This window comes from Kitasatospora sp. NPDC042419, from assembly GCF_056437345.1.
The window spans coordinates 68,983-89,877 of the sequence record NZ_JBWKAW010000002.1 but is presented as its reverse complement, the minus strand read 5'-3'; the positions used below and the strand labels follow the sequence as shown (position 1 = coordinate 89,877).

Genomic DNA, 20,895 nt, shown 5'->3' with positions numbered 1-20,895 from the left:
AGCGTAGTGCCCGCCCGGGGCAGGTCAGGACGCCTTGGCGAGCGCCTCGCCGAGGTACTGCGCCGCCTGCCGGACCAGGCGCAGCCGGATCCGGTCCGCCGAGAAGTCCTGCGCGTTGTCGGAGATCCGCACCTCGGCGCGGGCCGCGGCGCCGGTGCCGGCGTGCAGCGTGGACTGCAGCTTGCGGGCCGCGTCGAGCCCGGCGGTGTCGGCCTTGCCCGCGGCGAGCAGCAGCTTGGGGGTGGCGGTGGCGGGCGCCTCGGCCCCGGTCCGGGCGAGCGCGGCAGTGTCGTACCGGCCGGAGACCGCGGCGGCCGCGCCGTAGAGGTCGGGGCGGGCCAGTCCGGCGGCCGCGGCACAGGGCGCGCCGCCCTCCACGCCGAGCGTGCCCCAGGTGGCCGGCCCGGGCGGCAGGGTGCGGAAGGTGGCCGCGATGGTGGTGCGCAGCGCGGCGTCGTCGGCGACGGCCATCGGGGCGGCGGCGAGCAGGTCGCAGGGGTACCCGGTGCCGATCGGCGCCTCCGGGGCGACCAGGATGAACGGGCGGGCCTTGGCGGTCTGGGCGGCCGAGGCGAGGCCTTCGAAGACGTCCGGCACCTCGGTGTCGGCGGTCTTCCCCGGGGTGGCGGCCTGCATCACGACGACCGGGAAGCGGGCGTTCGGGTCCTTGCCGTACTGGGCGGGCAGCCAGACGCGGACGTTCCGCGGGTGGCCGTCCGGGCCGGGGACGGCGGACTGCAGCAGTTCGCCGCCGCCCGGACGGCCGACGCTGTCGAACCGGCTGACCACCGGCGGCGGCGCGGGCGCGGCGGCGGCCTCCGACGGAGCCGGGGCCGCGGCGGGAGCCGCGGCGGGAGCCGCGGCGGGAGCCGCCGCAGGGGCTGCGGCGGGAGCCTGCGCGTCGGCCGCGGCCTCCGGCGGGGCGGCCTGACGGTCCGCCGCGTCACCGCCGGCCGGCGCGGCCGACGTGCCCGGCCCTCCCTGGTCACCGGACCGGACCAGGTCACCGAACGCGCCCAGCGCCGTCAGCAGGGTCAGGACGGTGACGCAGATCCCGCAGACCATCGCCCCGGCCGCCCGTACGAGCACCGGCCGCTGGTCGCCGGTCAACTCGTACGTCTCGGCGGAGCGCAGGTCGCGCCAGCGCAGCAGCGCTCCGCGCGCCAGCCAGAGCCCACCTCCGGCGGCGGCCAGCAGGGGGACGACCAGAAGCGAACCGACCATGGGACGCACCACCTCGGGGAGGGCCGGACGACCGGTCGGGCCCGGCGCCGTACGGGACGCGACGGCCCCGGTCCCGGGGCTCAGTCGGCCCCCAGCGTGCGGGACGACCCGGCGGTCACACGCGGGTGTGCCCGGCGAGTATCGCTCGTTCACTCGAACGTGGGACGCCGGGTGGGCGGGAAGCCGTACCCGGACGCCCGGTCCCGGCGTTGTCCGCCGCCCTCGGCCACGAGCGGCGGACAGCGGACAGCAGCCATCGGACACCCGGCATCAGGCATCAGGCATCAGGCATCAGGCCCAGCGGAACGGACCCCGGGCGAAGCCGGTCGGAGCCCGCGCCGGACCCGTGGGACGCCGTCAGGTCGGCTCCCGGCTCCCGGCCCGCAGTCTCAACCGGCCCGCAGACTCACCCGGCCCGCAGGGCCACCGTCATCGCCTCGACGGCGAGCAGCGGGTCGACGTTCCGGTCCAGCGCCTGCCGGCAGGCCAGCACGGCCTCGATCCGCCGCAGCGTCGACTCCGGCGGACCGGCCTGGGCGACCCGGCCGAGCGCCGGCCGCTGGTCCTCGTTGGACAGCGTGCCGGTCGTGCCGAGCTGGATCGCGAGCACGTCCCGGTAGAAGCCGAGCAGGTCGAGCAGCGCGACGCCCAGCGTCTCGCGGCGGGTGCGGGTGGCCCGGCTCTTCTGCCGCTTCTCCAGCTCCTTGACCGCCCCGGCCATGCCGCGCGGCGCCTTGCTGCCCTCCGACGCGCCGTAGGCGGCCTTGAGGTCGTCGGTCTCCTTGGCGTCCTGGGTCTCGGCGAGCGCCTCGGCGTCGGCCTTGGCGGTGTCCACCAGCCGCTGGGCGGCGGCCAGGCAGCCGCCGATGTCGGCGACCTCCAGCGGGATCCGCAGCACCTCGTTGCGGCGGGTCCGGGCCTGTTCGTCGACGGCGAGGCGGCGCGACCGCTCGATGTCCCCCTGGCCCGCCAGCGCTGCCAGCCGGGCGGTCTCGGGCTCGACGCCGTCGCGGCGGACCAGCATGTCGGCGACGGCCTCGGCGGCCGGGGTGCGCAGCACCAGCAGGCGGCAGCGGGAGCGGATGGTCGGCAGCACGTCCTGCACGGAGGGCGCGCAGAGCAGCCAGACGGTGCGCGGGGACGGCTCCTCCACCCCCTTCAGCAGGGCGTTGGCGGCGGCCTCGGTGAGCCGGTGGGCGGCGTCGACGAGGATGACCGACCAGCGGCCGCCGGTCGGGTAGCTGGAGGCGCGCAGCACGAGGTCGCGCATGTCGCCGACGCCGATCGACAGGCCGTCGGTGCGGACGTACTTCACGTCGGCGTGGCTGCCCGCCAGGACGGTGTGGCAGCCGTCGCAGAAGCCGCAGCCGGGTGTGCCGCCGAGCGCGAGGTCGGGGCTGGTGCACTGGAGGGCGGCGGCGAAGGCTCGGGCGGCGGTGGTCTGGCCGGCCCCGGGCGGGCCGGTGAACAGCCAGGCGTGCGTCATCAGCGAGGCGTTGCCGCCCGCCCCGGCCGCGGCCCCGCGTCCGGCGGCGACCGCCGCCCCGGCCGCCCGGGCGGCGGCGGTCAGCTGCTCGACCACCCGCTCCTGGCCCACCAGGTCGTCCCAGACGGCCACTGCTGCTCCCAAGCTAGGTACGGACTCCGCCCCGGTACGGGCTCCGCCACGGCACGGACCGGTAGCGGTGCGGACCGGCGGCGGTGGGGACCGGGACACGGACGGACGGACGGACGGCGGCCCCGGCGCCGTCTCCCGCCGTCGAGCATACGTGCCCGGTACGACGGCGGGCGGCGCCGCCGGAGCACTGCCCCGGCCGCACCGCCCGCCGTCGGTCGTACTTCGCCCACCGCCCGCCCCGCGGGCCGTACCGGCCGAAACGGCCCCGGCCCCGGCGGTCGGTCAGCTCCGGCGGCCCCAGCGCCGGCCCTTGCCCTTGCCGCCGCCCTGACCGCCGTCCTGACCGCCGTCCTGGTCACCCCGGCCGTCCGCGTCGCCCGGCGGGACCGGACCGGCCGGACCGGCCGGACCGCCCGGGGCACCCTGGCCGGTCCCGTCGCCGCCCCAGCGGGCCCACTCGTCCCGGGAGCCGAGCAGGGTGTCGGTGAGGCTCGGCAGGTCGTCCATCGGGGTCTCCTCCGCCCAGTCCGGCCGCGGCCGGGACTCGGCGGTGGGCGGCTGCTCCGGGTCGATCACCGGCAGCTCACGCGTGCTGTCGACCGGCGGCCGGTCCGCCGGCCGGGCCGCCGGCGGGGCGTCGGCGGACCGCTCGTCCCGCCAGAGGCCGGGCGGCAGCGCGTCGTCCGGCCGTCCGGGCTCGATCCGGGGCAGCACCGAGGTCCGGTCGTCGGCGTCGTCCGCCGGGATCCGGGGCAGGACGGCCGTCTCGTCCGCTGGGGCGGCCGGAGCACCCGGGACGACCGGCAGCTTCGTCGTCGCCGCGGCGTCGCCCACCGAACCGGCACCCGTCACACCGGCACCGGCACCGGCACCAGCACCCGTCGGACCGCCCGCAGCCTCGGCGGCCCGGACGGCGGCCCGCCGGTCCCGCTCCGAGATCTCCTGCGTCGCGTCCTCGCCGCCACGGCCCCGCGGATCCGCCGCCCCCGCGTCCTTCACGACCCGCAGCTCGGTGGTCACCGCGTCGCCCGGCGCGGCCACGGGGCGCGCCGCAGCCTCCGCCCGCTCCGCCGCCTCGGCAGCCGCCGCGGCCGCGGCAGCCAGCGCGGCGGCCTGCGCCAGCCGGGCCTCCTCGGCCCGCTGCAGCGCCTCCTCCGCCCGACGGCGCTGCTCCTCCCGCGCCAGCTCGCGCTGCCGCTGGAGCTCCGCCTGGGCGGCCGCCTCGGCGGCGAGCCGCTTGCGCTCGGCGGCCTCGGCCGCCAGCCGCGCCTCCTCTTCGGCGCGCCGCCTGGCTTCCTCCTCGGCCCGCTTCCGGGCCTCCTCCTCCGCGCGCTTGCGGGCCTCCTCGGCCGCCTTGCGCGCCGCCTCGGCGGCGACCCGCTCGGCCTCCTCCTTGGCCAGCCGCTCCTGCTCGGCCTGCTCGGCCCGGAGCTGCGCCAGCACCTCCTGCCGCTTCCGCTCGGCGGCCTCCTCCTCGGCCCGCTTGCGGGCCTCCTCGGCGGCGCGCCGCTCGGCTTCCTCCCGGGCGAGGCGTTCCTGCTCGACGCGGGCGGCCTTCTCCTGCTCGGAGAGCGGCAGCTCCCGGTCGAGCCGGTGGCGGATCGCGGTGGTGACGAAGCCGGGCTGCTGGCTGCCGTCGACGACGAGGTAGCGCGCCGGGTCGGCGGCGGCGAGCGCGAGGAAGCCCGAGCGGACCCGCTGGTGGAACTCGGTCGGCTCGGACTCCAGCCGGTCCAGCGCCTCGGTGAACCGCTCCCGGGCCCGGGTCGGGTCGACGTCCAGGACGACGGTCAGGTCGGGCAGCAGCCCGCCGGTCGCCCAACGCGAGATCCGGGCCACCTCGGTGGCGGCCAGGTCGCGGCCGGCGCCCTGGTAGGCGATCGAGGAGTCCATGTACCGGTCGGTGATCACCACGGCGCCGCGGGCCAGCGCGGGGCGGATGACGTTCTCGACGTGCTCGGCCCGGTCGGCGGCGTAGATCAGTGCCTCGGCGCGGTGCGAGAGACCGGTGTTGCCGACGTCCAGGACGAGACCGCGCAGCCGCTGCCCGACCGGGCTGCCGCCGGGCTCGCGGGTGAGCACCACCTCGTGGCCCTTGCCCCGGATCCACTCGGCGAGCGCCTGGGCCTGGGTGGACTTGCCGGCGCCGTCGCCGCCCTCCAGGGCGATGAAGAACCCGGTGCCCGTGGTGCGGTGCGGCGCCGGGCCGGTGGCGCCGCGCAGGGCGTCCAGCAGGTCCTTGCCGAACGGGGCGGTGCCGCGCCGGTCGTCGGTCCGGAGCAGGACGACGGCCGCCAGCACCAGCGTGAGCAGTCCGGCGGTGGCGACCGCGAGGGCCGCACCGCCGTGGATGAAGGTGAACGAGCCCGGCTCGACCGTGCCGTAGGCGACGTCCCCGTAGGCGGCGGCGATCAGCGGGACGACGACCAGCGCGGCGCCGACCACGGCCCGCAGCACCGCGTACAGGTGCTCGGTGACCTTGGGCAGCCGGGCCTCCTCGACCTCCTGGGCGAGCAGGCTGCGCCCGGTGGCGATGACGATCCCGGCGGCCAGCGCGGCCAGCACGGTGAGCAGCAGGACGAGCACGAAGTCCAGCACCAGGCCGGCCAGGATCAGCGCGACGCCCTCGGTCAGCAGCGCGAGCGCGAGCAGCCTGCGGCGGGAGAGCGCGGGCAGGGTCGCCCGGGTGAGCCGGACGCCCAGTGCGGGGGCGGCGGTGGCGGCGAGCACCAGCAGGCCGTAGCCGATCGGACCGGCGCGGTGCTCGGCGGCGGTGAGCAGCGCCAGCGCGCAGACGCCGGCCATCGCGGCGTACCCGGCGGCGACCGCGAAGGTGAAGTACGGGGCGGAGCCGGTGCGGCCCTTGCCCAGGGCCGGGCCGGGGGTCGCGTCGGTCGGGGCGCGCAGGCCCTGCAACGGGGAGTGCGGGGCGACCGGAACGACGCCTCCGGGCAGCTCCTGGAGGTGGACCCGGACGGCCGAGACGGCGAACAGGGCGGTCGCGCCGAGGGCGGCGAAGGTGGTCTGGTGGGCGCGCAGCCAGTCCGAGCCGAGCGCCGCGAAGACGTTGTTGAGCAGGGTGAGCGCGACGAGCGCGGCCGCGGCGAGCGGCACGGTGGCCCAGCCGGTGCGGTGGTCCAGGGTCCGGACGCTGGCCAGGTTGGCGGCGGACGGGCGCCGCTCGGCCGGCGGGGCGAAGGGGTTGGCGGGCGGCAGCAGGCCGGGGACGGCGGCGGCCTTGCCGATCGCCCAGACCCGTTCGGCTGCGCCGGTCAGGAAGACGGTGGCGAGCAGCACCCAGGTCGCGGCGCCGGAGGGCTTCGGTCCGGAGCCCAGCCAGACGATCCACCACGGGGCGACACCGATCAGCACGGCGCGCAGCGCGTCCGCGCCGAGCAGCGTCCAGCGGCGGTCGAGCTTTCCGGTGAGCAGCCCGTGCACCGGGCCGAGCAGGGCGGCGCCGACCAGCCCGGTGGCCGCCAGCCGGGCCGCGAAGACCGCGGCGACGGCGAAGGCGAGGCTGCGCGGGAGGTCACCGAACTGCCCGCCGACCGCGGCGGCGATCACGGTGAGGGCGAGCAGCACCAGGAGTCCGAGCCGGTCGGCGGTGCCGCTGATCAGCTGGGTGGTCCAGAGCCGGCGGTAGGGGCGCAGCCGCAGCAGCGCGCGGACCCGCTCGCCGGTGGTTCCGGCGGGCGCGACCTCGGGGAGGTCGGGCGTGCCGGCTCTGGCGGCCTCGGCGGCGCTGGGGGTGGGCTGCTCCTCGCTCGTCATACGGTCAGCGTAGCGGTCGGCGCATGGCGCAAAAGAGGGGAGCGCGGCTCCGGGCGGGCGCCATCGCAGGGTTGTGACAGAGTGCGCACACCCTCGTCGCGGGTTGCCCGCGAACGAACCGGGCCCGCGCCGCCGGAGCGGACGCGGGCCCGGGGCCGCCGACTGCGGGTCAGCCCTCGTCGGTGGCGGTGGTCTTGCTCGCGGCGGCCTTCTTCGCCGTCGTCGTCTTCTTGGCGGCGGCCTTGGTGGTGGTCTTCTTCGCCGCCGTCTTGGCCGCCGCCGTCTTGGTGGTGGTGGTCTTCGCCGCGGTCTTCTTGGCCGCCGCCTTCTTGGCCGGGGCCTTCTTCGCGGTCTTCTTCACCGGTCCGCGCGCCCGCTTCTCGGCGAGCAGCTCGTAGCCGCGCTCCGGGGTGATGGTCTCGACCTCGTCGTCCTTGCGGAGCGTCGCGTTGGTCTCGCCGTCGGTCACGTACGGGCCGAAGCGGCCGTCCTTGACCACCACGGGGCGCTCGCTGACCGGGTCGGTGCCCAGCTCCTTGAGCGGCGGCGCGGCGGCGGCCCGGCCGCGCTGCTTGGGCTGGGCGTAGATCGCCAGCGCCTCCTCCAGCGTGACCGTGAACATCTGGTCCTCGCTGGTGAGCGAGCGGGAGTCGGTGCCGCGCTTGAGGTACGGGCCGTAGCGGCCGTTCTGCGCGGTGATCTCCACGCCCTCCGCATCCAGGCCGACCACGCGGGGCAGCGAGAGGAGCTTCAGCGCGTCGTCGAGGGTGACGGTGTCCAGCGCCATCGTCTTGAGCAGCGAGGCGGTCCGCGGCTTGACGGCGTTCTTGCCGGTCTTGGGCGTGCCCTCGGGCAGGATCTCGGTGACGTACGGGCCGTACCGGCCGTCCTTGGCGACCAGCATGTTGCCGCTGACCGGGTCCGCGCCGAGCTCGTAGTCGCCGCTGGGCCGGGCCAGCAGCTCCTCGGCCAGCTCGACGGTCAGCTCGTCCGGCGGCAGGTCGTCCGGGATGTCGGCGCGCTGGCCGGGCTCGCCCTCGACCTCGGAGGCGCGCTCGACGTACGGGCCGTAGCGGCCGACCCGCAGGGTGATGTCGTCGCTGACCCGGAACGAGCTGATCTCCCGGGCGTCGATCGCGCCGAGGTCGGTGACGAGCTCCTTCAGGCCGCCCAGGTGGTCGCCGTCGCCGTTGCCGGCCTCGGCGGCACCGCCGGCGGCCGCGCCCTCACCGGCGCCCTCGCCGAAGTAGAAGCGCTTGAGCCACGGCACGGACTTGGCCTCGCCGGCCGCGATCCGGTCGAGGTCGTCCTCCATCTTCGCGGTGAAGTCGTAGTCGACGAGCCGGCCGAAGTGCTTCTCCAGCAGGTTGACCACGGCGAAGGAGAGGAAGGACGGCACCAGCGCCGTCCCCTTCTTGAAGACGTACCGGCGGCCGATGATGGTGTCGATGATCGAGGCGTAGGTGGAGGGGCGGCCGATCTCCCGGTCCTCCAGCTCCTTCACCAGCGAGGCCTCGGTGTAGCGGGCCGGCGGCTTGGTGGCGTGGCCCTCGGGGGTGAGCTGCTCGGCGGCCAGCGGGTCGCCCTCGGTGACCTGCGGCAGCCGGCGCTCGCGGTCGTCCAGCTCCGCGTTCGGGTCGTCGGCGCCCTCGACGTAGGCCTTGAGGAAGCCGTGGAAGGTGATGATCTTGCCGGAGGCGGAGAACTCGACGTCCCGGCCGTCCGCGGCGCGGCCGCCGACCTTCACGGTGACCGACTGGCCGACCGCGTCCTTCATCTGGGAGGCGACGGTGCGCATCCAGATCAGCTCGTAGAGCCGGAAGTCGTCGCCGGTCAGGCCGGTCTCGGCGGGCGTGCGGAACCGGTCGCCGGACGGGCGGACCGCCTCGTGGGCCTCCTGCGCGTTCTTCACCTTGGAGGCGTAGGTGCGCGGCGCGTCCGGCAGGTAGTCGGCCCCGTACAGCTGGGTGACCTGCGCGCGGGCGGCGTTGATGGCCGTCTCGGACAGCGTGGTCGAGTCGGTGCGCATATAGGTGATGAAGCCGTTCTCGTACAGCTTCTGGGCCACCTGCATGGTCCGCTTGGCGCCGAAGCCCAGCTTGCGGCTGGCCTCCTGCTGGAGCGTGGTGGTGCGGAACGGCGCGTACGGCGAGCGGCGGTACGGCTTCGACTCGACGCCGCGCACCGCGAACGCGGTCTGCTCCAGGGCGGCGGCCAGCGCGCGGGCGGCCTGCTCGTCCAGGTGCAGGGTGCCGGTGCTGCCCGCCTTGAGGCGGCCGTCCTGGCCGAAGTCGCGGCCGCTGGCGATCCGCTTGCCGTCGACGGCGGAGAGACGGGCGCCGAAGGTCTCCGGGTTGGCCGCGTCCGCCGGGGTGCGGCCGGTGCCGAAGGTGCCGACCAGGTCCCAGTACGAGGCCGAACGGAAGGCCATCCGCTCGCGCTCGCGCTCGACGACCAGCCGGGTCGCGACCGACTGCACGCGGCCGGCCGACAGCTTCGGCATGACCTTCTTCCAGAGCACCGGCGAGACCTCGAAGCCGTAGAGGCGGTCGAGGATGCGGCGGGTCTCCTGGGCGTCGACCAGGCGCTGGTTCAGCTCGCGCGGGTTGGCCACCGCCTCCTGGATGGCGGCCTTGGTGATCTCGTGGAACACCATCCGGTGCACCGGCACCTTGGGCTTGAGCACCTGCTGGAGGTGCCACGCGATGGCCTCGCCCTCGCGGTCCTCATCGGTGGCGAGGAAGAGCTCGTCGGACTCCGCGAGGAGCGACTTCAACTTGCTGACCTGGGACTTCTTGTCCGCGTTGACCACGTAGATGGGAGCGAAGTCGTGGTCGACGTCCACGCCGAGGCGGCGCACCTCACCGGTGTACTTGTCGGGGACCTCCGCCGCCGTGCTCGGCAGGTCGCGAATGTGCCCGACGCTCGCCTCGACGATGTAGCCGGGGCCAAGGTAGCCCTTGATCGTCTTCGCCTTGGCCGGCGACTCGACAATGACGAGTCGCTGTCCGTGCGCGGTCTCGCTGCTCGGGGACACCTTCGCTCTTCTCTCCCGGTCGTTACGTGAGCTGGTCGGCGCGGGCAGCACGGGCTGCGCTCCGCCCGACCCCTCCACCGTCCCGGGGCTGCCGCTGTACGACGACCCCACCAGCGGAGTGTGACCGTACCCCGGCCACCCTTGTCAAACGGACGGATCCCGCTTTTTCACCGGCAAGGCCGACCGACGCCACTCGAACGGTAACCCGACGACGGAGGATCGCGCCCTGCGGAGGGGGGCTTCGGCGGGTTCCGAAGGATGGAATGACGGATTTCAAGATCTGTCAACGGAGAATCCGGGCGACCGTGCCGGACCGGCGGCGGGGCGCGACGGGAACCGCAGAAGCGGCCGGAGGGACAGGAGCGGCAGGGACGGCAGAAACGGCAGGAACGGCAGGAACGGCAGGAACGGCATCAGGCTGGACGACGGGTGCGGGCCGGCAGCCGGACGGTACGGGCCGGGACGCGACGTCGGACGGCATGTTCGAGCCGAGGCGCCATGCCACGGCCACGGCGTCGGGCCAGGGCGCGCGGCACCGCGCGGGGTACGGCTGCACCCGTGGCGTCGGACGCGGAGCAGCACCGCGGGGCCGCCGGCACGGCTCCGCACTCAGCCTCCGGTGCTCAGACCGAGGAGGCCGCGACCAGCAGAATCGCCCCTGCGACCAGGCAGCCCAGTCCGAGAGCCGTCCACAGCAGGTCGGCCACCACCGCCCGGGGGGCCTCCTCCGCCGCCAGCACCGCCAGCCCGGGGCGGCGCGGGTCGTAGGAGATCCGGACCGACGTGCCGGGCGAGAGCCCGGCCGGACGGCGCAGCGGGGTGTGGCCGCGCGGCCGGGTCAGCACCGGTCCGCCGAGCCGGCCCGGCCCCGTCGGGGCGTCGGCCGACACCGAGTACCCGGCCGGTGCGGGGTACCCGGCCGGTGCGGAGAAGGAGAGCAGTGGGGCACTGTCGAGTCCGCCGTGCGGGCCGGACTCGGCGACCACCGTCGCCACCGTCGCCACGCCCCGACGGCGCGTCCGGTGGCGAAGGCGCACTTCGGCGGCGCACCAGAACAGGAGTGCGCCGCCGAAGAGGGCAAGTATCAGGCCCCCGGCCGTCGCCGTCGTCGTCTCCACCGCGCGCCCCCAGCCCTGTCCACAGCCTGTGGACAGAGACTCACAGCCGGGGACCAACGAGGGGCGGCCACCAGGCGTCCGTCCGGCGAACCAGGGGACACGGCGAAGTGAACCGGGCAGCCCGAAGGGCCCGCGGGAAACCCCGGATCGCCGTGCACGGCCGGGCGCAGCGCCGTACGTTGCCGTACGTTGCCGTACGGCGCCGTGCAGGACGGCGAGGGCGCCCGGAGCATCCAGGGCGACCGGGGCGTCCATGGCGTCCAGGGCACGAGGAGCCCTCGGTGCCCGAGGGTCGTGATCAGGCCACCGGGCGGATGAACCCCTGCTCGGTGAGCAGCCGCAGCGACTCCGGCACGCGGTCCCGCAGCACCACCCGGTCCTCACCGAGCAGCTGCGCGATCGCGTCCACGATCTCGCCCGCCGACAGCGTCCCGTCGCAGACCCCGACGAAACCGGCGCCCACCGTGTCCACCTTGGTGGCACGCCGCATGCCCCGGTTGTGGCGCAGGACCACGTGCTCCGGGTCCTCCGCCCCGGGCTCGCCCACCTGCTCCTGGACCACCTCGTCGGCCAGCACGTACCGGGCCGCGAGCAGGCCCGCGTCGTCGTGCGTCCGCAGGAAGTCCTGCCGGTCGAACCACTCCTCGATGTGCGGGCCGAGCGGCTGCTCGACCGGGTGCGGCCACTCCTCCACCCGGACGGTCGGCCGCTCGGCGCCGCCCGCGCGCAGCGTGATCCAGCCGAAACCGATGCCCTCGACCCGGCCCGCCTCGAACGCGTCCAGCCACTCCCCGTACCGGGCCTGGTAGTCCCCGCCGGGGCCGCGGTGGTCCCCGCCGTCCCGCAGCCACAGCTCGGCGTACTGGGCGACGTCCTGCACCTCGCGCTGGACGATCCACGCGTCCAGGCCGGTGCCCGCGACCCAGCCGGACACCCGGTCGCGCCAGTCCTCGCCCCTGACGTGCTGCCAGTTGGCCAGCAGCTGGCAGTAACCGCCCGGCTCCAGGTGGGCGGCGGCGGAGCGGACCAGGCCCCGGCAGAGGTCGTCGCCGGCCATTCCGCCGTCCCGGTAGGTGAACCGGCCGGTCGGCGAGATCACGAACGGCGGGTTGGAGACGATCAGGTCGAACCTCCGCTCCCCGACCGGCTCGAACAGGCTGCCGCCGGCGGTCTCGGTGTTGTCGAACCCGGACAGCGCCAGCGTCAGCTCGGTGAAGCGCAGCGCCCGCGCGTTGACGTCGGTGGCGGTGACCCGCTGGGCGTGCCGGGCCGCGTGCAGCGCCTGCACACCGGAGCCCGAACCGAGGTCCAGCGCGGACCTCACCGGCCGGCGCACGGTGATGTTGGCCAGCGTGGTGGACGCGCCCCCGACCCCGAGCACCAGGTCCTTGCGGGCCACGCCGTGCGCGGTCTCCCCGGACCCGATCCCGCCCGCGCCGCCGACCGCACAGCCCAGGTCGGAGACCACCCAGGCGTCCGCGCTCGGCAGACCGGCGACCTCGTCCGCGTACGGGCGGATGTCCACGGTGGCCCGCACCAGATCGCCGTCCGGACGCAGCCAGCCGTCGGCCAGGCAGTCCTCGACGGGCAGCGCGGCGGCGGCCGCCTGGTACGGCACGGGCTGTTGCAGCAGGAAGAGCCGCACCAGCGTCTCCAGCGGACTTCCGCCGCGGGTCGCTCGCAGCGCCGGCACCGCTTCGCTGCGGGCCAGCGCCGCGTACCCGGTGGGCCCGAGCAGGTCCAGGCAGCCGTCGGCGGTGTACGAGGCGGCGAGCAGCGCCTCGCGCAGCTTGGCGAGGCGGGTCGGGTCGAGAACGGGGCTACTGATCACCCCGCCATTGTCCCCCGTCCGGGCGCCCCCGCTCCTCCGCCGCTCCCCACGGTCCGACCGGCCGGGGGCAGCACGAGCGCCCCTGCGGCCGGTCGGCCGAGGGGTGCGTCGTGCACCGGACTGAGGGTGCGGGTGCGGGTGCCGGCTCCGGCGGGCGCGCGTGCCGGTTCGGCCGCCGGTACGGTCCGTCAGCTCGCCGAGGGGGCGGGGCCGGAGGGCGTCTGAGTGGCGGCGGCGGGGTCCGTGGCGGCGGGGCTGCCGGCCGGGCTCGTACCGTCCGTCGGTGCGCCCGTCGCGGTGCCGGTGGCACCCGCCGTCGGGGCCGCGCCGGCCGCGCCCGGCTTGCAGCCCTCCTGCTTGGCCATCGCCGCCCCGAGTTCACCGCGCTGCAGCTTGCCCTGCGCCTGGGTGGAGAGCGTGGCGAGCTGCTGGACCTGGTCGGCGACGCTGCGCAGCCCGTCGGCGAACTTCGCCTGGTCGGCGTTGGGCAGCGCGTCCAGCTTCTTCTGGACCTCCAGGTAGCCGTCAGCCGCCTTGGTGAGCTCGGCGACGGTGTCCTTCTGCAGGGTGGCGCCGTCGTCCACCTTGGGCGCCCCGGCGCCGTCGATGGCCGCGGCGATGTCCTGGTTGGTCTTGGCCAGCCGCCCGATGTCCGCCGAGAGGCGCTTCTGGAGATCGGCCGGGACCTCGCCGGTCTTCACCTGGCCGGTGTCCGCCAGGGCGGTCTGCGCCTGGGCGATCGGATCCTTGGCCGCGCCGCACACGTTCGCCGCCCAGGACTCCAGCTGCTTGCTGTTGTCGTCGCCGCAGCCGACGGCGCCGAACGCGAGCAGCGCGCCGAGCGCGGGTACGGCCAGCAGTCGCTTGTTCACCGGGAGAAGCCCTTTCGGTTTCGGTCGTCGAACAGCGAACCTACACGGCCGCGGTACGACCCCCGGTTCCCGCCCGTGCCGACCGCACCACCGCTGCGGCGATCGTCAGGAGGCCGCACGGAGGCCGCCGGGAGGGCACGGCGGAGGCGTGCGGCAACGCACCCAGGAGCGGCGCGCACACGGATCGCGGCGCGCGGGCGAGGCGGAACGGACGCCAGCAGTGGCAGGCGTCCGACGTCCGAAGTTCGGTGCCCGATGACCGGCGATCCGCGATCGGGGTCCGGCGATCGGGGTCCGTCTGCCGGGGTGGCCGGAGCCGCGGGATCCGCCGGGACCGATCTGCCGGACGGGACCGCGGATCAGCCCGCCTGGATCAGACCGCGAGCGCGTCGACCGAGACCGGCCAGCTCATCCGGATCAGGCCGCCACCGGTACCGCTGGTGACCTCCAGGTCCTCGACCAGGCCGGTGAGGACCGCGAGACCGAGGGTGTCCTCGTCCGGATCGGCGCCTTCCGCCGCACCGGCGGAGGTGGGAACGGTGTCAAGGCCGGCCTCGTCCTCGACCTCGATGAGGAAACGCTTCTCCTGGTCGATGAGCGCGACCCGCACGGCGCCGGTGATGCCACCGCGCTGGTGCAGGCCGACCGCGCGGGAGCACGCCTCACCGACGGCGAGCCGCACCTCGTCGAGCACCGACTCGTCGACCCCGGCTCGTCTGGCGACTGCCGCGGCGACCAGCCGGGCCGTACGCACGTGCTCGGGAAGCGCACTGAATCGAAGTTCGACGGTTGCCATCTCTCCCCCTCGGGGTGCTCCGACCGGGGCCGGGCATACGGCCCCTGCGGGCCGGCCTAGGCCGGCCCCGGGACGGCCGGACGGGCCGGGGCCGGAATCAGGGCCCCGGCTCCCGGACGCGTAAGGATCGGGCGGGGCGGCCACGGAGGGCCGACCCGGCCGGGTCAGTCGGTCGCGTTGACCGCGTCGTCCACCGAGTTGTGGATCGGGAAGACCTTCGTCAGGCCGGTGATCCGGAAGATCTTGAGGATGCGCTCCTGGTTGCAGACCAGCCGCAGGGAACCCTCGTGAGCGCGCACCCGCTTCAAACCGCCCACCAGCACGCCGAGGCCGGTGGAGTCCAGGAAGTCCACGCCCTCCATGTCGACGACGAGGTGGTAGCTGCCGTCGTTGACGAGCTCGACCAGCTGCTCGCGCAGCTTCGGGGCGGTGTACACATCGATCTCGCCGCCAACCTCGACGACCGTGCGATCGCCGACTGTACGGGTCGACAGGGACAGGTCCACGGAACCTCCAGCACCTTGCCTTGCTACGTCATTGCGATCCTCGGCCGGACGGCCGCCACCGCATGGTCACAAGCCCCGGGCACGCCCGGCGAATGCATGGCAAGCCTCAGCGCTGCGACCCCCGGCCGTACGGCCGTCACGGCCACATTCAACCACCTGTGACCATGCCCGCACGATGGCTTGGGACGATTCTGCGTCACTCCGGTGACACACTGGGTCCTCATGCCGCCGCGTCACAGCCTGCCCGAGGCACTGCTCACGACCCTGTCCACCACCCGCGGGCGGTCGGACCGGCTCACCCATACGGAGCACCTTCCCGCCCGGGCCGCCCGCTATTCACCGTGGCCCGACTGGATCCGGCCCGAGATCGTCGCGTCCGCCCGGTCCCTGGGCGTGGAGCGCCCGTGGGCCCATCAGGCGGAAGCGATGAATCTGGCCAAATCCGGCCATACTGTGGTGATCGCCACAGGCACCGCCTCGGGCAAGTCCCTCGGCTACCTGGCCCCGGTGCTCTCCGATCTGCTGGACGGAACCGAAGCCCGCAACGGGCGTGGCGCCACCGCGCTCTACCTCGCCCCCACCAAGGCGCTCGCCGCCGACCAGCGCCGGCGGGCCGCGGAGCTCGCACCGCCCCGGGTCCGGGCCGCCCTCTACGACGGCGACACCCCGCCCGAGGAACGCGAGTGGGTCCGCCAGTACGCCTCGTACGTACTCACCAACCCGGACATGCTGCACCGCGGCATCCTCCCCGCCCACGCCCGCTGGTCCTCCTTCCTCAAGACCCTCCGCTACGTCGTGATCGACGAGTGCCACAGCTACCGGGGCGTGTTCGGCTCGCACGTCGCCCAGGTCCTGCGACGGCTGCGCCGGATCTGCGCCCGGTACGGCTCCACACCCACCTTCCTGCTCGCGTCCGCCACCACCGCCGACCCGGCCGTCACCGCGCGGCGGCTCACCGGCCTGCCCGCCGAGGCGGTCACCGAGGACGCCTCCCCGCGCGGACCGATGGTCTTCGGGCTCTGGGAGCCCCCGCTGACCGAGAACGTCGGCGAGCACGGCGCACCGGTCCGCCGGACCGCCACCGCCGAGGCCGCCCACCTCCTGACCGACCTGGTCGAACGGGAGACCCGCACCGTCGTCTTCGTCCGCTCCCGCCGCGCCGCCGAACTGGTCGCGCTGCAGACCCAGGACCAGCTCGGCCGCCCGCTCGCCGACCGCGTCGCCGCCTACCGCGGCGGCTACCTCGCCGACGAGCGCCGCGCCCTCGAACGCGACCTGCACTCGGGCCGGCTGCTCGGTCTCGCGTCCACCTCCGCCCTGGAACTCGGTGTCGACATCTCCGGCCTGGACGCCGTGCTGATGGCCGGCTACCCCGGCACCCGGGCCTCGCTCTGGCAGCAGGCCGGCCGGGCCGGACGCGAGGCCCAGGGCGCCCTCGCCGTCCTGATCGCCCGGGACGACCCGCTGGACACCTACCTGGTGCACCACCCGGAGGCACTGTTCGCCACCCCGGTCGAGGCGACCGTGCTGGACCCGGACAACCCGCACGTCCTCGCTCCGCACCTGTGCGCGGCCGCCGCCGAGCTCCCGCTCACCGACACGGACCTGGAGCTGTTCGGCGCCTCCGCCGGACCGCTGCTGCCGATACTGGAACAGCGCGGGCTGCTCCGCCGGCGCGGCGACTCCTGGTACTGGACCCGCCGCGAACGGGCCGCCGACGCCGTCGACCTGCGCGGCAACGGGGGCAGCCCGGTGCAGATCGTCGAGGCCCCGACCGGGCGGCTGCTCGGCACCGTGGACGCCTCCGCCGCCCACACCACCGTCCACACCGGGGCCGTCCACCTCCACCGGGGCCGCAGCTACCTCGTCCGCGAGTTCGACCTCGACAGCTCGGTCGCCCTGGTGGAGCCCGCCGACCCGCCCTACACGACCGCGGCGCGCGACATCACCTCCATCTCGGTGCTCTCGACCGACACCACCGTCGACTGGGGCGAGGGCCGGCTCTGCTTCGGTTCGGTCGAGGTGGTCAACCAGGTGGTCGGCTACCTCCGCAAGCGGATCTCCACCGGGGAGATCATGGGCGAGAGCAAACTCGACCTGCCGCCCCGCACCCTGCGCACCCGGGCGGTCTGGTGGTCCGTGACCGAGGACCAGCTCCTCGACGCGGACATCCCGCTCGACCAGCTGCCCGGCGCCGCCCACGCCGCCGAGCACGCCTCGATCGGCCTGCTCCCGCTCTTCGCCACCTGCGACCGCTGGGACATCGGTGGCGTCTCGGTGCCGCTCCACCCCGACACCGGCCTGCCCACCGTGTTCGTCTACGACGGCCACCCCGGCGGGGCCGGCTTCGCCGAACGGGGCTTCCAACGGGCCCTCCAGTGGCTGACGGCCACCCGGGAGGCGGTCGCGGCCTGCGAGTGCGAGCGCGGCTGCCCCTCCTGCGTGCAGTCACCCAAGTGCGGCAACGGGAACGACCCGCTGGACAAGGCCGCCGCCATCCGGCTGCTGGACGTGCTGCTCGCGGGCGCGCCGACAGCGGCGGCCGGGTCGGGCGCCGGGGAGGCAACCGGAGAGGCGGCCGAGGAGACCGACGAGCCGGCGGACGAGCCGGCGGACGGGCCTGCGACGGCACCCGGAGAGGCCGGGGCGACCGGGGCTTCATGAGCCCGTCCCTCCGGCCCGGGTGCCTCGGACGGCCGGGTCGGGCGCCGGGGTGACGGACTCGCCGACCGCGGCACGCGCGTCCTCGTCCGTCGGAGCGACCGCCGCCCGGACCGGGCCGGCCCTCGCCCGGGCTCTCGCCGGACCGACCGGCAGACGGAGCGGCAACCCGGTGACCGGAACCTCCGCCACCACCTCGACGGCGTCCGCCTCCCGGTCCACCGCGCAGGAGACCACGGTGGCCGACTGCGCGGCCGCCACGGCACCGGCCCGACCACAGCCGCCGTCCGCGTCCAGCAGCAGCCCGTCGGCCGCCGCGAGCGCCGACAGGTCCGCGGCGGACTCCGCCCGGTGCCTCGCACCGACCACCGCGCCGAGCGACAGCACGACGGTGAACGCCGCACAGCCCAGCAGCACGCACACCAGCAGCCAGACCGTCCCGGACCCGGCATCGGGCCCACCACCGCTCGCCTCCGCCCGACCGGACCGGAGCCGCGCCGCACGGCGCACCGCCACCGCACCCGCCACTGCCGCACCCGTCAGCCGGGCCACGGGCCGGCACCTCCCTCCCCGCCCCGCAGGGTGTCCTCCCGCGCCGCCACGGCCGCCGCGCCCAGCCGCACCGAAAGCACGCTCGCGAGCCTGCCCGGCGCCGTGGACGGCGCGTCCACGGCGACCCGCACGGTGTCCGGCATCAGCTCGACCCGGACCTCCGCCCCGGGCGGAGCGGCCGCCCTGGCGATCCCGGCGGCATCCGCCTCCCCGCGCGCTGCCGCCCTGGCTCCCGCCCGCGCCGCATCCACACAGCGGAGCTGCGCGGCTGCCGCGAGTACGGCCCAGACCAGCATCGCGGCCAGCACCACCAGGGCCGGCAACGCGACGGCGGTTTCGGCGGTGACGAAGCCGCCGTCGCCCTGCCGTCGGCACCGCCCGCCCCGGATGGGACCCCACCCGCCCTGGAAGGGGCCCACCCGGAAGGAACCGCCCCGGAAGGGACCGGCCCGCCGCCCTGAGGGCTGCCCGTCAGGTCGCATGGAGCGCCCGGTCCAGGACGTCGGTCAGCGCACCCAAGACCGCCGGACTGGTCACCACCTTGTAGAGCCCGGCGGCCAGCGCGCACGCTCCGAGCGTGCCGACCGCGTACTCCGCCGTGGTCATCCCGGCATCCGAGCCGGCCCTCGCCCGGACGGCCCGCCGGATCCGGCCGACCACCCAGCGGCCCCGGCGCCGGTACACCTGCGGCATCCGCCTGGACGAACCCCCGGCGACGACTGCGGACTTGATCACTGCATCCATGGTTCTCCCCTTGAATCGATCTCGGTACGGATCCGGCCGGAAGCGCCGGCAGCGGCCAGGACCGCTGCGCCACCCCAGCCGGCACCACTCGGTCGGGCTGACCCGACCGAAGCGGCCTGACACTGATTCACATGACCTGGGCGAAGCGAGCGGTGAGGCCGACCACCACCGGGACCACGCCGAGCAGGACGAAGGCCGGGAGGAAGCAGAGCCCGAGCGGTGCCGTGGCGAGCACGCCGGCCCTGCGCACCCGGGCGTGCGCCGCCCGTACGGCCTCCGCCCGGCGGCCCTCCGCCAGCCCGGTGAGCGCCCCCGCCACGGGGGCCCCGCTGAGGCTCGTCCGAACCAGGCAGCGGGCCAGCGGCGCCAGCGCCGGGTGCTCCTCCCCCAGCCGGTTCCAGCAGTGCTCCGGGGGCGTGCCGAGCGCGAGCTCGGCCGCCGTCGCCGTCAGTCGCGGCCCCATCGGGGCACCCACGCTCCGGCCGACCGCCGCGACGGCCTCCGCCGGCGAGGCCGCCGATCCCAGGCAGGCCGCCAACAGTTCGGCGGTCAGCGGTAGCTGCCGGACCAGCCGCCGCCCGTCCGACATGGCACGCCGCTCCGCCGGGGACCGGGCCCGTGGCAGCCACCGGCACAACCCGGCCGTCAGCAGCCCGCCGGCCACCAGGCCCACACCGCCGCCGAGGAACACGGCTGCGCCGATCCCGGCGGAGGCCGCCGCCACCACCCGCCGCACCCGCTCCGCCCGGGCGGAGCCCTCCGCGGTCGGCCCTGCCCAACCACCCGGCCACCCTCGGCCCGGTCGCGCTGCCCCCGCACACCTCCCAGCCGACCGCCACCTGCCCGAAACGGCCCGCCGGCCCGCCTGACCCCCCGAGCACCCCGGCCGCCAAGCCGGAGGGCCTGTCGACCTCGCCCAAGCCGCCAACCGCCGCCGCTCCGCCCGTCGGGCGCGCCGGTCGCCCTGGAGCAGCACGCCGACCGCGACCGCAGGGCCCACGCCGGCAGCCAGATCCACCATCCGTGTCACGCCGGCGTCACCTCCCGCCGGAACGACCCGCCCGGCCGCCCCTCCCGCGCCCGGGTACGGGCGATCCCACACGTCCACCCGTCGTCGGCCTCCGGGCGGCCCTCGGCGGGCGGCCCACCGTCCGGAGGGGCCTCCAGGGCCCCCTCGGACGCCGATCGGACGATGCGCGACGTCCAGACCAGTCCGAGCCCTTCCAGGACCGCCCCCGCGACCAGGCAGGCCAACCCGGCGGGTGTGTGGAGCAACACGTCCAACGGTCGGGCACCGATCGCCGCGCCGAGCAGCAGCCCGGCCAGTGGCAGCCCGGCCAGCACCGCGATCGTGGCGCGCGGCGCCGCGAGTTCGGCGGCGATCTCCTCGGCCAGCGAGCGTTCGACGCGCAGCGCCTCGGCCACCCCGTCCAGCCCGGCCGCCAGCCCGGTCCCGCCGTCGGAGGCGACCCGCCAGCAGGCGGCGATCGCGGCCGCCCCACGACCACCCGGCAGTTCGGCGAGCAGCCGGAACGCGGCGGGCACGTCCGCGCCGTACCGACCTGCCGCGAGCCGGGCGACCGGCTCCTCACCGATCCGACTCAGCTCCGCGCGGTCGGCGGCGATCCGCGTGGCCACCAGGTGCAGGGCCTGCTCGGGGGTCGCCCCGCTGCGCAACTCGCCCGCCAGCCCGGCGCAGAGCTCCACCACTGCGGCAGCCCGGAGCCGGGCCTCGGCAGCCGCAGCACGCCGCAGTCGCCAGCGCCGCACCGGTAGGGCGGCCAGTACGGCGGCCAGCACGGGGACGGGCGAGACCGTCACCCATCCTGCCGCCAACCCGCCGGGCAGGATGAGGAGTTCGGGCGCTCCGCGGGCGTACCGCCAGGACGCGCCCGCCCGGCCACCGACCAGCGCCGCCGCCCGCGGCCAGGAACGCCGGCCCCGTCCCCCGCCGTCGGGCCCACCAGCCTCGCCGATCCCGCTGATCCCTCCGATCCCGCCGCCGAGCAGCCCCCTGGTCCGCCGGACACCCGCGAACTGCCGCTGCAGGCCGCACCATCCGGCCGTCGCCGCTCCGCAGAGAGCCGCCGCCCAACAGAGTTCGATCCGGTCAACCGTCATGTCCGTCACCAGCCTCTCCTCGATCTCTCCCGTTCCAGGGC

The 20,895-nt window shown here is 75.7% G+C and carries 15 protein-coding genes; 1 reads left to right on the top strand and 14 read right to left on the bottom strand.

Features of this window, described 5'->3' with window-relative positions:
• Positions 1–24: 24 nt before the first annotated feature.
• From AC067J_RS04205 to bldG, 9 genes are all read right to left on the bottom strand, one after another.
• A complete protein-coding gene (locus AC067J_RS04205) occupies positions 25–1,224 on the bottom strand; it encodes a hypothetical protein (protein ID WP_478296433.1) in 1,200 nt (399 codons plus the stop codon).
• A 406-nt stretch (positions 1,225–1,630) separates the two neighbouring features.
• Positions 1,631–2,842 (bottom strand): DNA polymerase III subunit delta', encoded by a 1,212-nt coding sequence (locus tag AC067J_RS04200; RefSeq protein ID WP_478296927.1) that lies wholly within the window; start codon positions 2,840–2,842, stop codon positions 1,631–1,633.
• Positions 2,843–3,124: 282 nt separating this feature from the next.
• On the bottom strand, positions 3,125–6,616 hold the full coding sequence (tmk, locus tag AC067J_RS04195; RefSeq protein ID WP_478296432.1) for a dTMP kinase: 3,492 nt from the start codon (positions 6,614–6,616) through the stop codon (positions 3,125–3,127).
• A gap of 169 nt (positions 6,617–6,785) precedes the next feature.
• Positions 6,786–9,653 (bottom strand): type I DNA topoisomerase, encoded by a 2,868-nt coding sequence (gene topA / locus AC067J_RS04190; RefSeq protein ID WP_478296431.1) that lies wholly within the window; start codon positions 9,651–9,653, stop codon positions 6,786–6,788.
• A gap of 623 nt (positions 9,654–10,276) precedes the next feature.
• Complete coding sequence (locus tag AC067J_RS04185) at positions 10,277–10,771, bottom strand: hypothetical protein (protein ID WP_478296430.1); 495 nt, start codon at positions 10,769–10,771, stop codon at positions 10,277–10,279.
• Positions 10,772–11,069: 298 nt separating this feature from the next.
• On the bottom strand, positions 11,070–12,602 hold the full coding sequence (locus AC067J_RS04180; protein WP_478296429.1) for a DUF7059 domain-containing protein: 1,533 nt from the start codon (positions 12,600–12,602) through the stop codon (positions 11,070–11,072).
• A gap of 188 nt (positions 12,603–12,790) precedes the next feature.
• A complete protein-coding gene (locus AC067J_RS04175; protein WP_478296428.1) occupies positions 12,791–13,474 on the bottom strand; it encodes a small secreted protein in 684 nt (227 codons plus the stop codon).
• Positions 13,475–13,847: 373 nt separating this feature from the next.
• Positions 13,848–14,270 (bottom strand): ATP-binding protein, encoded by a 423-nt coding sequence (locus tag AC067J_RS04170; RefSeq protein ID WP_478296427.1) that lies wholly within the window; start codon positions 14,268–14,270, stop codon positions 13,848–13,850.
• Positions 14,271–14,434: 164 nt separating this feature from the next.
• Entirely contained in the window at positions 14,435–14,776 is a 342-nt protein-coding gene (gene bldG / locus AC067J_RS04165; RefSeq protein WP_327678470.1) for an anti-sigma factor antagonist BldG, read from the bottom strand.
• Positions 14,777–14,998: 222 nt separating this feature from the next.
• Between bldG and AC067J_RS04160 the strand changes: the two genes are divergently transcribed.
• Complete coding sequence (locus tag AC067J_RS04160; protein ID WP_478296426.1) at positions 14,999–17,440, top strand: DEAD/DEAH box helicase; 2,442 nt, start codon at positions 14,999–15,001, stop codon at positions 17,438–17,440.
• Here AC067J_RS04160 and AC067J_RS04155 read toward each other — a convergent pair.
• The 5 genes from AC067J_RS04155 to AC067J_RS04135 all read right to left on the bottom strand — a co-directional run bounded on the left by AC067J_RS04155 (position 17,435) and on the right by AC067J_RS04135 (position 20,854).
• Complete coding sequence (locus tag AC067J_RS04155; RefSeq protein WP_478296425.1) at positions 17,435–17,989, bottom strand: Rv3654c family TadE-like protein; 555 nt, start codon at positions 17,987–17,989, stop codon at positions 17,435–17,437. The genes AC067J_RS04160 and AC067J_RS04155 overlap by 6 nt on opposite strands.
• Complete coding sequence (locus AC067J_RS04150; RefSeq protein WP_478296424.1) at positions 17,977–18,408, bottom strand: TadE family type IV pilus minor pilin; 432 nt, start codon at positions 18,406–18,408, stop codon at positions 17,977–17,979. Before AC067J_RS04150 ends, AC067J_RS04155 begins: the two co-directional genes overlap by 13 nt.
• A gap of 52 nt (positions 18,409–18,460) precedes the next feature.
• A complete protein-coding gene (locus tag AC067J_RS04145; RefSeq protein ID WP_478296926.1) occupies positions 18,461–18,682 on the bottom strand; it encodes a DUF4244 domain-containing protein in 222 nt (73 codons plus the stop codon).
• 178 nt (positions 18,683–18,860) lie between these two features.
• A complete protein-coding gene (locus AC067J_RS04140) occupies positions 18,861–19,457 on the bottom strand; it encodes a type II secretion system F family protein (RefSeq protein ID WP_478296423.1) in 597 nt (198 codons plus the stop codon).
• Between the two features lie 302 nt (positions 19,458–19,759).
• Positions 19,760–20,854 carry a type II secretion system F family protein gene (locus tag AC067J_RS04135; protein ID WP_478296925.1) on the bottom strand — a complete coding sequence of 365 codons (1,095 nt, stop codon included), beginning with the start codon at positions 20,852–20,854 and terminating at the stop codon, positions 19,760–19,762.
• Between the last annotated feature and the right edge of the window lie 41 nt (positions 20,855–20,895).

Coding starts and splice junctions, on each gene's coding strand:
- AC067J_RS04205 (WP_478296433.1), bottom strand. CDS start 1,224: ATGGTCGGTTCGCTTCTGGTCGTCCCCCTGCTGGCCGCCGCCGGAGGT.
- AC067J_RS04160 (WP_478296426.1), top strand. CDS start 14,999: ATGCCGCCGCGTCACAGCCTGCCCGAGGCACTGCTCACGACCCTGTCC.
- AC067J_RS04145 (WP_478296926.1), bottom strand. CDS start 18,682: ATGCCGCAGGTGTACCGGCGCCGGGGCCGCTGGGTGGTCGGCCGGATC.
- tmk (WP_478296432.1), bottom strand. CDS start 6,616: ATGACGAGCGAGGAGCAGCCCACCCCCAGCGCCGCCGAGGCCGCCAGA.
- AC067J_RS04135 (WP_478296925.1), bottom strand. CDS start 20,854: ATGACGGTTGACCGGATCGAACTCTGTTGGGCGGCGGCTCTCTGCGGA.
- AC067J_RS04170 (WP_478296427.1), bottom strand. CDS start 14,270: ATGGCAACCGTCGAACTTCGATTCAGTGCGCTTCCCGAGCACGTGCGT.